The 13,066-nt window shown below is 45.4% G+C and carries 10 protein-coding genes; 8 read left to right on the top strand and 2 right to left on the bottom strand.

Annotated elements, in window-relative coordinates:
• Window positions 1–649: 649 nt before the first annotated feature.
• The 3 genes from JGK14_RS16970 to JGK14_RS16960 all read left to right on the top strand — a co-directional run bounded on the left by JGK14_RS16970 (window position 650) and on the right by JGK14_RS16960 (window position 5,286).
• The gene (locus JGK14_RS16970; RefSeq protein ID WP_293325844.1) at window positions 650–3,427 is read left to right on the top strand and encodes a HAMP domain-containing sensor histidine kinase; all 2,778 of its coding nucleotides are present in this window, start codon (window positions 650–652) and stop codon (window positions 3,425–3,427) included.
• Window positions 3,428–3,559: 132 nt separating this feature from the next.
• The gene (locus JGK14_RS16965; protein ID WP_293178059.1) at window positions 3,560–3,952 is read left to right on the top strand and encodes a response regulator; all 393 of its coding nucleotides are present in this window, start codon (window positions 3,560–3,562) and stop codon (window positions 3,950–3,952) included.
• Window positions 3,949–5,286, top strand: a complete 1,338-nt coding sequence (locus JGK14_RS16960; protein ID WP_293178061.1) for an adenylate/guanylate cyclase domain-containing protein — start codon at window positions 3,949–3,951, stop codon at window positions 5,284–5,286. Before JGK14_RS16965 ends, JGK14_RS16960 begins: the two co-directional genes overlap by 4 nt.
• A 167-nt stretch (window positions 5,287–5,453) precedes the next feature.
• On the opposite strand, the gene JGK14_RS16955 is transcribed toward JGK14_RS16960, so the two are convergent.
• Window positions 5,454–6,764 (bottom strand): dihydroorotase, encoded by a 1,311-nt coding sequence (locus JGK14_RS16955; RefSeq protein WP_293196683.1) that lies wholly within the window; start codon window positions 6,762–6,764, stop codon window positions 5,454–5,456.
• A gap of 678 nt (window positions 6,765–7,442) precedes the next feature.
• Window positions 7,443–8,792, bottom strand: a complete 1,350-nt coding sequence (locus tag JGK14_RS16950; RefSeq protein WP_293178066.1) for a histidine phosphatase family protein — start codon at window positions 8,790–8,792, stop codon at window positions 7,443–7,445.
• A gap of 215 nt (window positions 8,793–9,007) precedes the next feature.
• Between JGK14_RS16950 and JGK14_RS16945 the strand changes: the two genes are divergently transcribed.
• From JGK14_RS16945 to JGK14_RS16925, 5 genes are all read left to right on the top strand, one after another.
• On the top strand, window positions 9,008–10,600 hold the full coding sequence (locus JGK14_RS16945; protein ID WP_293325841.1) for a type II CAAX endopeptidase family protein: 1,593 nt from the start codon (window positions 9,008–9,010) through the stop codon (window positions 10,598–10,600).
• Window positions 10,601–10,843: 243 nt separating this feature from the next.
• Window positions 10,844–11,056 carry a hypothetical protein gene (locus JGK14_RS16940; RefSeq protein ID WP_293178072.1) on the top strand — a complete coding sequence of 71 codons (213 nt, stop codon included), beginning with the start codon at window positions 10,844–10,846 and terminating at the stop codon, window positions 11,054–11,056.
• A gap of 89 nt (window positions 11,057–11,145) precedes the next feature.
• Complete coding sequence (locus tag JGK14_RS16935; RefSeq protein WP_293178075.1) at window positions 11,146–11,493, top strand: NINE protein; 348 nt, start codon at window positions 11,146–11,148, stop codon at window positions 11,491–11,493.
• Between the two features lie 256 nt (window positions 11,494–11,749).
• Entirely contained in the window at window positions 11,750–12,454 is a 705-nt protein-coding gene (locus JGK14_RS16930; RefSeq protein WP_325315295.1) for a helix-hairpin-helix domain-containing protein, read from the top strand.
• 217 nt (window positions 12,455–12,671) lie between these two features.
• The coding region (locus JGK14_RS16925) for a DUF29 domain-containing protein (protein ID WP_293325838.1) at window positions 12,672–13,066 on the top strand (395 nt) is incomplete at its 3' end.

Here is a 13,066-nt window from a genome sequence, read left to right as displayed (position 1 = left end):
TTTTCCTGCGAGCCATCGGGGGCAAAGCTGCCGATCAGCTCGTATTTACAATTTAATAACTTAGGACTCAGCCTAAAAAGTGATTTTACACGCTACTCATAGCCGCAAGTAAGGTGATGCACGCCACACCCTACATCTAGAAGTTCTGCGTCGAGGACTGGAACTGCAACAAATTCCCAAATAATCCGGATATTCACTCTATTTGGTTGTAAAATTAATTACAGTTGTTTTCCTTTGATTCGTTTTGTCAAATAAACTGCGATCGTGATAGCAAATCTAAAGGATGTCTGCTTTTTTCTGTATGCGCGATCGCCAGGATAACTGCCTGCGTATTTACAGCATCATTTTTTTGACAGCACTGAGGAAACAGGAAATACTGTCTGGCGATGCTTGCGAGTAGGCATCCAAATTTTTAAGGTGGATGTCGGCCACCTACAGTAGTACCTGTAACTAAAGTCAATCAAGAAGTATTAGATGGGGCGATCGCTGTTGCCGGACGATTTGCTTGCTATAATACAGCAAAAATCGCTTGCGTGCACTACAGCAAGGCCAAATTCACAATCAGGGTGCTGGGATAACAAATCATAACTTGTTGGGTGCAACTAATTAAATCCAGAAAGTGTTTTCTAAGCAACAAGTTTTTCCAAGCATGACTACTCCTTCAAACATCAAATTTTTACAACCAACCAAATCTGCTGGCAGATTAGTGGTAAAAGCAGTTCGCTCCCTCCCTTTGCGAACAGTTCTGGTAGTTCCATTCGTGGTGCAAATATTCGCAGCAGTCGGAGTTGTGGGGTATTTGTCATTTCGCAATGGACAGCAAGCTGTTAACGAAGTTGCTACCAAATTGCAGGAAGAAATTAGCGATCGCATCTCCGAAAGAATCCAAGCATACATGGCATTTCCCCACCAACTAAATCAATTCAAAGCCAATGCTTTTGAGCTGGGGGATCTCAACTTGCAAAACATTCCGCAAATACAGCGCCACTTCTGGAAGCAACTGCAAACTTTTGACACAGTAAGCGTTACGTATATTGCCACTCCAGGCGGAGATTTTATTGCCGCGAGGCGCACTAATGAGGGAAACTTTTTATTGCAAGAACGCACCGAGCTTACAGACGGCAACATGAATTATTATGCTGCTAACAACCGCGGCGAACCAACGAACTTAGTTAAAGTAAAACCTAAATTTGACCCGCGAGTTCGTCCCTGGTACACAGCAGCAACCGAAGCACAAACGGCAACTTGGAGCAAAATTTACGCCGACTTTACCAGCAAAGGATTGGGAATTACAGCGGCGCAACCGTTATACGACGAATCGGGGCAGTTGCAGGCAATTTTAGGCACTGACTTACTATTTTCGCGAGTTAACGAGTTCCTCCAAAAGTTAAAAATTGGCAAATCTGGTCAAACGTTTATTATTGAGCGATCGGGTGAATTAATTACAACATCAACGCAAGATCCAGTATATTTAATCAAAGGTGAAGAGACAGAAAGAATTCAGGCAACTGCCAGCCAAAACGCCACCATCAGCCTCACTACTAAATACCTGCAAGAACATTTTGGTAACCTCAACAACATTCAGCAAAACCAACAGCTTAGGTTAAAGATTAAAGACCAGCTACAATTCATGCAAGTTACGCCCCTAAAAGATGACAAAGGTTTGAACTGGCTGATTGTAGTAATTATTCCCGAATCAGATTTCTTGGAACAAATTAATACCAACAACAAAACTACTGTTTTGCTGTGTATTGCAGCTTTGGCGGCAGCTATAATTGTCGGTATACTAACAGCTAGATGGGTGACAAAACCAATTTTACACTTAAATGAAGCAGCAAAAAATATTACCAAAGGTCAGTGGGGGAAAACTGTAGAAATAAACCGGAATGATGAAGTTGGCGAACTTGCTAACTCATTTCAAACTATGGCACAACAACTGCAATTTTCTTTTGAGGAAATGCAAAGTTTGAATGCTGAATTATCCGAGAGTAAAAGCCGACTCAACCAAATTTTAGAAGCCGTGCCGGTGGGGATATTTGTAGCAGAACCCAGCGGTAAACCCTACTACGTTAATTCTCGGGCTCAATCCTTGCTTGGTAAAGACATGGTTGACGATATGAAATCTGCTGAAATTGGAGAGGTATATCAAATTTATCTCGCCGATAGCGGGGAAATATACCCTCAAGAAAAAGACCCGATAGTGTGTGCTTTTCGAGGGGCAAGTGTCAATGCTGACGATATAGAAATTCACCAGCCAAACAGGACTATTCCGCTCGAAGTTTGGGGAACGCCAATTTATGATGACAAAGGAAAGGTGAATTATGCAATCGCAGCTTTTACCGACATTACCCAACGCAAAGAATCCGAAAAATTAGTAGCCGAATACAACCGCACTCTCGAAGTTCAAGTTACCGAAAGAACCCAAGAACTTAGAACAGCATTAGAAGACCTACAAACTACCCAACAAGAGTTAGTTCATTCAGAAAAAATGGCTGCTTTAGGACAATTAGTAGCGGGAGTTGCCCACGAACTAAATACTCCGCTGGGTGCGATCCGTTCGAGTGCCGGAAATATGAGCAAATTCTTGGGACAAACCCTCTCCAACTTGCCCGAACTTTTTCAATCGTTTTCTCCCGAAGAAGCCGATAACTTCTTCATGTTATTAAATCAATCGCTGCAAAAAGATATAACTTTGACAGCCAAAGAAGAAAGGAAATTAAAGCGAACTTTGGTCGGTCAACTAGAAGATGAAAATATTGACGAAGCCGATGATATCGCGGACACCTTAGTAGATATGGGGATTTATGAAGCGGATGACTTTATGTCTCTGTTGCAAAAACCCGATCGCGAGCTAATCTTAGACATGGCTTACAAACTCACAGAAATCCAGCGAGGCACCCAAACAATTAATACCGCAACGGATCGAGCATCAAAAGTCGTCTTTGCTCTAAAAAATTATGCCCGACACGACTCTTCAGAAGTGATGATTCAATCGGATTTAGTTGACGGCATAGAAACCGTACTTACCCTTTATCAAAACAACTTGAAACACGGGGTAGAAGTATTGCGAAACTTCCAAGAAATTGAACCTGTACTCTGCTACCCCGATCAACTAAATCAGGTGTGGACAAATCTCATCCACAATGCCCTGCAAGCGATGGATAATAAAGGTACATTAACTCTGGATGTTTTTCAAGAAAGCAATCGTGTCAAAGTGGCTGTCACGGATAGCGGTAAGGGAATTCCTGAAGAAGTTATCTCGAAAATATTCCAGCCTTTCTTCACAACTAAGCCACCGGGAGAAGGCACAGGTTTAGGGCTTGATATTGTCAGAAAAATCATTGAAAAACATCGCGGTACAATCGAAGTTGCATCGGTTCCTGGCAAAACGACTTTTACCGTTTCTATACCCGTCAATCCCGGATAACCTCTTTGAGGGTAGGCATTGCTCTTATCGCTTCTGCAACTTGCGTTATGCGTTTTTTTGGGGACAGTGCCTGCCCAACAAACTAGAGGATACACTCAATGGCAAACAAAGAACGGCTGAGAATAAAAAAGTATGTCTAAACCTGTTATCCTGTGCGTTGACGACGAAAAAGTAGTTTTGAAAAGTCTCAAAACTCAACTCAAATCAGCCTTTGGCAATACCTACGTTTATGAATTAGCGGAAAATCCCGCCGATGCTTTAGAATTGATAGATGAATTTAATGATGATGATACAGCGATCATCTTGATTGTTTCTGATTGGTTGATGCCGGGAATGAAAGGAGATGAATTCCTAATTCGCGTTCATCAAAAATTTCCGAATATAGTTAAAGTGATGCTGACAGGTCAAGCAGATGAAGATGCTGTTCAAAGAGCATTTGACGAAGCTGATTTGCACCGTTGCTTGCACAAACCTTGGTCGGAAGAAGAGTTAATTGAAACCATTAAAACGGCTTTATCGCTATGAGCAAACAAGTGATTATTTGCGTCGATGACGAAACTACGGTTCTGAAAAGCCTCAAAGCTGAATTAAAAGATGCTTTAGGCAATACTTACCGGATTGAAATTGCGGAAGGAGGTGAGGATGCTCTAGAGTTAGTTGCCGAACTTATGGAAGACGGAGAAGAGATTCCTTTAATTATCTCCGACTACGTGATGCCTGATATGAAAGGAGATGAATTATTGAGGCGGGTTCATGAAATTTCTCCCAAAACTCTCAAGGTGATGCTAACAGGGCAGGCGACAATTGAAGCTGTGGGAAGTGCGATCAAGCACGCGAAACTCTACCGCTATATCGGCAAGCCTTGGCAAACTGAAGACTTGAAATTGACCGTGACAGAAGCCGTTCACAGCTACAGTCAGGATAAAAAACTAGCAGCACAAAATGCCGAACTGCGAAAAGTGAATGAGAGGTTAGAAATAGCCTTGGAACTGCAATCACAATTAACTAAGGCTGCCAGACGGTTTGTGCCGAATGAATTTGTCTCGCTACTAAGCCGTGAAAGCTTGGTTGATATCAAACTCGGCGACAGCGTGGAAAAGGAAATGTCTGTCTTGTTTTCTGATATTCGGGATTTTACGACTCTTTCTGAGGGAATGACTCCTCAGGAAAATTTCAAGTTTATTAATTCTTATTTGAGCCGCATGGAGCCAACGATTATTGAAAATAACGGTTTTATTGATAAATACATTGGCGATGCAATTATGGCTTTGTTCGGTCACAGTGCCAGCGATGCTGTGAATGCTGGAATTTCTATGCTACACCGTCTCGACGATTACAATCAACACCGCGTTAATGAGGGCTTTGCACCGATTAAAATTGGGATCGGTATCAATACGGGCAACCTGATGCTGGGAACTGTTGGGGGAACAACGAGGATGGATAGTACGGTGATTAGCGATGCGGTGAATTTAGCTTCCCGCGTGGAAACGATGACGAAAAGTTACGGGGTATCGATGTTAATTACTAACAATACTTTTTTACAGTTAAATGTAAGTGAATACCAAAAATATGCAATCAGAAATATTGGTCGAGTTAGAGTTAAAGGCAAATCTGAGTTGGTGACGATTCATGAAGTATTTGATGCCGATCCGCCGGAAGTTAAAGATGGCAAGTTAGCAACTTTTAATATATTTATAGAGGCTTTGTGGAACTATAGTGCGAGCAAACATAAGGAAGCGGCACAACTGTTTGCTGAGTGCGTTCGCAAAAATCCGCTCGATCGCGTAGCACAGAATTACCTGAAACGTTCTCAGGAAATGCAGTCACTATTAACTGAGGGTAAGTCGGATTTTTTTTGATTGTTTATTAGTCCTATCAAATGCGGTTTGATCGTTCGGAGTTTAGTCTTTAAATCCCAATACGCTTGGGATTATAAAGTCCGATCGGCAAAATGAGAGTGAAAAACAGATACGCTCGATTGCTTCGTTCCTCTCGAAGGACAAATCCTAAGCCAAGCGTATTGCCCTTAAACCCAAGTTTGTAGAACTTTTCCGGCTATTTGCTGTCCCAACCAAGGTGTGTTTGCCGATCGCGATTTCAGACTGCGCCCTTCAACCGTCCAAGTCATGAGCGGGTCGAACAAAATCAGCTCAGCAGAGGCTCCCAGTGCCACCTTCGCGGGGGTTTGACCGAGACAAACGGCGGGGCCTGTACTCAACACTCGCCACAGTTCTAAAGCGGAAAATTCACCAGTTTCTACGAGTCCGTGCCATAACAGAGGTAGCGCTAATTCCAAGCCGATCGCCCCTGGGGGACTATCCGCAAAAGCCACGGTTTTTTCTTCGTAAGTACGCGGATTGTGGTCGATCGCGATCGCATCAATCACCCCATCTTTCACAGCTTGAATTAAGGCTAATTGGTCGCTCAGATTGCCTAACGGCGGTTCGAGGTGTAAATTCGGATCGTAGGGAACCGAAGCAGTTAGAGCATTTTTGCCAGCGGAATCTTGAGAGTTTCCTGAGATTGCGCCGACATTTAACAGCAAGTGCATCCAAGTTACACTCGCAGTCACCGGTAAATCCCGCGCTTTGGCATCTCGAATCAATTCCACGCTTCGGGCGGTTGAAACGCGCATGATGTGCACTCTTGTTCCCCCAGATGCCACTAACTCCAGGATTGCCGCCAAAGCCGATGTTTCTGCACTTGCGGGAATTCCTGGTAAACCCAAGCGCACGGAGACTGCACCTTCCCGCGCGGCGCCATTTCCGGCTAAAGTGCGATCGCACGGCCACAAGGCGATCGACTTATGCAAGGGCTGGATATACTCAAGCAAACGCCTCACCAGAGCCGGATTAGACAGCGGGAAACCGTCCGCAAACCCTACTATTGGAGAGGAGGCAAGCTCCCCCAACTCGGCCATCTGCTGCCCTTTAACGCCCGCTGTCAGCGCGCCCCAAAAATACAAGCGGGGTAGGGAGGGCGATAAATTGCGGATGTGTTGTTGCAACAAGGCTAAACCGGCCAAGTTGTCCACAGGTGGGGATGTATCGGGCAAAATTGCTAGGCGGGTAAAACCGCCAGCCGCCGCCGCCTGCATTAAGGATTCTAGGGTTTCTCGTTCCTCAAAACCCGGTTCTCCGCTATGACTGTAGATATCGGCTAATCCTGGCCCTAAAATTAGGCCTCGGCAATCCCGGACTTCTGTGTCGGCGGGAATTTCGGTGATGTTTTCTTGGATTGCTGCGATCTGATTTTCGGTAATTAGAATGTCAGCGGTGCGATCGATCTTTGAAATTGGATCGATTACTCTTATGTTTTGTAGCAGTTCGCGATTCATATAGAAGGAAGAGGGAAGAAGGAAGAAGGAAGAAGGAAGAGGGAAGAGGGAAGAGGGAAGAGGGAAGAAGGAAGAGGGAAGAACGAACCGCGAAGACGCTAAGGACGCGAAGCAAGAGGGAAGAAAGGCAAGGGTTTCTGCAATTGATGTTTCGTGGTTGCTATTAAAATTCAGACTTTTGTCCGGCGAAGCGTGGGGGAGGGTATTGGTATTCGTGTTAACTTAAGCTTTAAACGTGCTATCAATCTACTGTTTGATAATTAGGCCTTCGATCCCCCCGCATTCTTGCCCCCTACTCCCTCTTAAGAAGCAGGGCGGTTTTATTGTCCGAAAAATAAATCTGAAACTACTGAAAGCATTGCTCAAACGTCGGGTGGCGTATTAGACGCAACTGTCATATTAATCAAGGTACGTAGTTGGGCTTGGGCCCTCTTTATAAATACGTCTAAAGAGGGCCCAAGCCCAACTACGTACCTATTTCTATGATGACTATAAAACCACCCTGCCTACTCCCCCTTAAGAAGGGGGGAACCGGAAGCACTCTTGCAGCCCCCGGATAGTCTGAGGACTTTGATAAGGCTCTTATCCCCCCCCTTCTTAAGGGGGGTTAGGGGGATCGAGACTCGACGAAGAGCGAGATTAATCAAGGATTTTAGACTTAAGTTAACACCTGAAAAATTACAGTGCTCCGGCTGCTGTTTGATCGAAAACACCGCCACTTAAATGAGTTGTGATATTCATCGCCTGCAATACTGGCAAACCATCGGGGCCGTGGGGATAATCTATTACGCTAACGGCGCCGTTTCCTTGTTTGAATTTCCAGAAATGTTCGGGTTCTAAATTGAATAGGTGGCAGAGGAGGGCTTTGTTGACGGCATCGTGGGCAACTACAATTCCTGTGCCGCTAACTGATTTTACAATTTCTCGCCACGCTGCGATCGCCCTTGTCCAAACTTGCTCTAAATTTTCTCCTTCTGGCATTTGCACTTTTTCGGGAGATATTTTCCATTCTTCGAGCAAACCTGGATAGGATGCTTCTATTTCTGATTCAAATTTTCCTTCCCAAAGTCCGTGGCTAATTTCGCGCAATTCGTCGCGGAGTTCGAGTTGCAAATCGCCGTGATATTTGAGAATAATTTCGGCAGTTTCTTTCGGGCGCAGCATGGAACTGCTGATGGCAAAATCTAATTTTACATCCTTAAGAAATTCTGCGGCTTGTCGAGCTTGTTCGCGGCCGTTGTCGTTGAGTGGTACGTCTATTTGTCCTTGAAATTTACCTGCTCTATTCCAGTCTGTTTCGCCGTGACGCACTAGCAACAAGCGCGGGCCGCTGTGTCCGTCCCTCGGTTTGGGGAAGATTTCTCCGGTATGGGCGGTTAAATTCAGCGATTCTAATTGAACAGCAATTTTATTGTTGGACTCTGTTTGTTCATCGGCAGATCCCAAATTGATGACACTAATTCCGCAATTTGATTGTTGAATTGATTGATAGTAATCTGGGGCGATTTCTGAAGCTGTGGCGATTAGGGCGCGGTTGATTCCGTTGTGACCTACTACTAGAATTGTGCCAGAAGTGTGGCGTGATAAAAGTTCTTTCCAAAACTTGCGGGCGCTAGCAAAAACGGCTAGTACCGGAAAGTGTTCGATTTCTCCTTCGGGGGAGGGGATTTTCATGGAAAATTTGTCGGGATGTTGTTGCCATTGCTGATATGCTTCGGGGAATTGGTCGATCGCCTCTTGACGCAGCATTCCTTCCCACAATGGCAAATCGATTTCCATCAATTTATCAGTTGGCTGGAGTTGTGGCGGATTTGTCAAGCGCGACAGGATGATTTCGGCTGTTTCTTTGGCTCGTTGCAGGGGACTTGTATAGGCGGCATCAAAGGTGATACTGCTCAGGATGTCGCCTACTTGCTTTGCGCCGGCGCGGCCTGCTTCTGTCAAAATTGATTTATCAAGGCGGCCTTGGATGCGACGTTCTTGATTGTATGTGCTTTTGCCGTGACGGACTAAGATAATGCGGGTCATTCGATTTTAGATTTTAGATTTTAGATTTTAGATTTAGCCTGTTACTGAGTCCGTGGGTGCTGGTGCGTACCTTACCCAGTCTTCGGGTGCGAGGCGAGTCAAAAAGATTAACCAGTGAAATTTTACCAGGTGGCGGGATACTCTCGGCTGCAACGACCTATGATTAAAGATGGGAAAGAGTTAGACACAGATTTGCGCGGGACGGAAAACCAGGAATGACACTGAAGCGGATAATTTTAGGTATTTTAACGGCGATCGCGATCGCTCTGGTCGGTTTATCTTTACTTGCTAGTTGGAGTGAACCCCAAATCCAAAGCCGGCTGGAACTCTATCAGACAAATTTGCTGCTGCACGCCTCGGAGTGGCAAGGAGAAAATAATCAGGGTGCTAATTTAAGTTCGGCGCGCAACAATATTATCGGTTCCGATCCTCTAAATACGGCTTTAACGCAGTATAAAGACGCGCGAGATTCGACTCAAAAAACTCTCGAAACAACTCAAGCACAATTCAAACAAATTCCGCCGACTCTCGTCTCAAAGTCGGAAAATTCTGCTCTCAAATCGGCACAACAAAAGGCTGTGCAAGAGTTGACAAGCCAACAGTCAGCGCTGCTAAACGAACTTGACTTGCGATTGGGAGTTTTGCAGGCAAGCAGCGGCAAAACGAAGGAGGCGATCCAAACTTGGCAGGGTTTAGTTACGCGGTACAAAACTGAAATTGATGCCGATCCTTCCGTGGTAACTGCTCAGGTTTTAACGGGAATTTGGAGCAATCCGCCTCAACTTTTGCCGGATGCTGAGCCGCGCATTCAAAAGTCTTTGGATGGGTGGTTTCGCTATCGCGCTCTAGCACAACTTTACAAGCTGCAAGAACGTTCTAAAGAGCTGGTGGCGCTGCAAGCAGCAGAGCAAGTAACGGCTGAGCAAGCTATAGAAAAGTTGGCAATTGTTGTTGGCGTTCCGGCTATATCTCTTTGTATCGGCACGGTTTTGCTGGTTGGTTTGAGCGTGCAGTGGCTGTTGCAGCGCCAGCAGTTAGATAAGGCAGGTTCGGGGCCACTGTTGGCGCGCAATGCCAGCTTGACTTGGGATGTGCCTTGGGATGGCGAGATTGTTTGGCAGGTGCTGGTGGTCGGCTTTTTCTTTGTCGGGCAAATCTTGATTCCCTATTTTTTGCTGCCAGTTTCTCTAGCTGTTCTTAAGCTGAACCCTGCTACTTTTGACGGGCGCGAAAAGGCTTTTTATATCTTTGCTACTTATTTGTTGCTGTCGGCTGGCGGGCTTTCGGTACTGTATTTTTCGGTCAAGTCTTTTCTACCTTTACCTGATGGTTGGTTTCGGATAGATTGGCGGGGAAATTGGTTTTTGTGGGGGTTTGGCGGCTATTTTGTGGCTTTGCCTTTGGTGGTTGTGGTGTCGCTGATCAATCAACAATTATGGCAGGGACAAGGCGGCAGCAATCCGATTTTGCCGATCGTCCTTGAAGGTAGGGACAACGTGGCTCTGGCGGTGTTTTTCGGCACTGCTGCGATCGCCGCTCCGGTTTTTGAGGAAATCGTGTTTCGGGGCTTTCTACTGCCTTCTCTGACTCGCTATTTGCCTGTTTCCGGGGCGATCGCAGCTTCGGCTTTTTTGTTTGCAGTGGCTCACTTGAGTGTCTCTGAGATTCTGCCTTTGGCGACTTTGGGCGCGGTGTTGGGGTTTGTGTACACGCGATCGCGCAATCTCCTCGCCCCCATGCTTCTCCACAGTCTTTGGAATAGCGGAACTCTCCTGAGTCTGTTTCTTTTGGGCGGTGGCGCGGGTTAATTGGGGCGGTTGTAAATAATTGTGAATAAACCGGGTTTTTGTGACATCTACCTGCATCGTCTGCTGAGGTAGAAATTCGCGATCGCCCGGTCGCTGACTTTAACGGAAAAACTTGCTTTAACATTGAAGTAATATCTTGTAGGTCGATCGATGTCAGGTTAGCCCGGGCGATCGCACCCAACCGAGCGTGACCATTCTGCTAATTTTTATGTTAAATTTAAGTAAGGATGAGGTTTCAAACCAATGAGCAATTTCAACAGCCACAAGTTAGAGAGAACGCCAAGTTGGATGCGTTTCGCACCCTACGCAGCCCTAGGCATTTTAATATTTTCTGTCAATTCCGGTAGCGAACTCAATTATTTCTTGAGAGGCTACTCAGTCATTCTACAGGCTCAAGCCGGTATAGTTCTGCTGTATTTTGCGATGTCCAAGTTTCGCAAAAACCCAAATAAATGAGTAAAAATTAGAATTAGTAATATTGCTTGCCTCGATCGCATTCGTTGTCTATCGCGTTCGTTAAAATAAAAAACTGGGGAAAGGGAAAAATGGTAAAAGATAAAACCGTAGCAGTTGTGTTAGCTTTCTTTATCGGAGGTTTCGGAGGTCACAAATTTTATTTGGGCAACAATGTAGCAGGAGTATTCTATTTGCTCTTTTCGTGGACATTAATTCCCTCACTGATCGCATTTTTCGATTTCATTGGGCTGCTGCTGATGTCGGAACCAGCTTTTAATGCACAGTACAATGGCGGAATGTTGCCGTCTGGGTATGCCCTCAGAGGGGCAAAAGATGTCACAGGGGCGATCGCAGAATTGAAAGGACTTTACGATATGGGCGCAATTACCGCCGAAGAATATGAAGAAAAACGCCAAAAACTGCTGCGGGAATTGTAGTTAAGAAGGAAGAAGGAAGAAGGAAGAAGGAAGAAGGGAAGCCACTATCAAAAGGCTGGGATTTACACAAGAGTCAAATATAAACCAATACGCTTCAGTTAAGCCCGGAGATCCCCCCTAACCCCCCTTGCAAAGGGGGGGACAAGATATTCTCTTTCGTCCCCCTTCTTAAGGGGGATTTAGGGGGATCTCCGGGGAAGAAACATTTTTAAGTGAACCGTATTGAAATCTAAAGTCGAGCGAGGATAGAACTAAAGTGTCTCAAGATTTATACTGGCTGCGTCAAACTCCAAACTGGGTGTGGTATTCTTTTATTCCGTATTTTGGCGGATTGGCGATCGTCTATGCAGGGCAAAAAACAAATATTCGCAGTTGGATGGGATGGGGTGTTTGCTTTACTTTAGCAGCACTAGCGCTATCTTCTTCAGCTAATTTCGGCACCCTCGTTTGGATAGCTCAAATTGTCACAGCCTTTGCTTTGAAAAAGCGCTATCTGATCAAAACCGCACCCAGAGGCTTGCTGGTTCCTGCAACTGCGACAAATGCCGAAGAACTAGCCAACGTGCGCGGCAAAATAGATATTAACGAGTGTACCAAAGATGATATGGTCAGAATCTTGGGTTTGCCGATCGTCTACGCTAACGATATTGAATCTTTGCAAAACGAAGGCTACCTTTTTACCCACGCCGAAGAGTTATCGGAAATCGCCGGAGTTCCCGAAAGTCACGTCAGACGCATCGCCCCGATGATTTGCTTTAGCTACAATTATCAAAAAGAATCGCAGTTTACTTGGAAGCGGTTAAACATTCTTTCGCCCGAAGAGTTGATCGAAAGCGGTTTAGATGGGGTTGTGGCTGAAAAAATAGTTAGAGAAAGGCAAAGCAAAGGCGCGTACAAATCAGTTGTTGATGTCAAGCGGCGGACGGGACTGCCTTTTGATTCCTACCGCCATATTTGTTGATTTGTTAATTGGTAGTTGTTAAGCTGTTGTGGATTTAATTTTTATTTTGAGGGCGGGCGAGAAGCCCACCCCACAAGAGTTTGATGCACGCAGACCTCAGAAACCCGGTTTCTGACTAGATTTCTTGTGACTCGACCCAAAACTCGTAGAAACCGGGTTTCTTGCTCCCCATGCGTCAGCAATGAAAGTGTCCAAATTGTTGAATTAGGAACAGCTTATGACAACAAAATTAGAAGTTGACCGACATAAATTGTATGATACCGATTACCTCAGATGGATTGAAACCACTGTGGAAAAGTTGCGGGCTCGCGACTACTCAAATATCGATTGGGAAAACTTGATTGAAGAAATAGAAGACATGGGCCGAAGTGAACGCAGGAGTTTGGAAAGTAATCTTGTGGTAATTATCCTGCACTTGCTGAAGTGGCAATTTCAACCCGATCGCAGAAGCGGTAGTTGGAAAGCTAGCATTGCTGAACACCGTAGACGTATTCGCAAAGCTGTGAAAGATTCATTAAAGTCGGCGACCCTCTCACGAGAGCCGCCGCTCTCCAAAACCGTGCGTGAAAATTTCTCTTCACACGGCTCCTCAGTGACTTGGTGCTTGTCACG

The sequence above is a fragment of the Microcoleus sp. PH2017_28_MFU_U_A genome, from assembly GCF_020738035.1.
GTDB lineage: Bacteria > Cyanobacteriota > Cyanobacteriia > Cyanobacteriales > Microcoleaceae > Microcoleus.
This window is presented reverse-complemented; position numbering and strand designations above follow the sequence as displayed.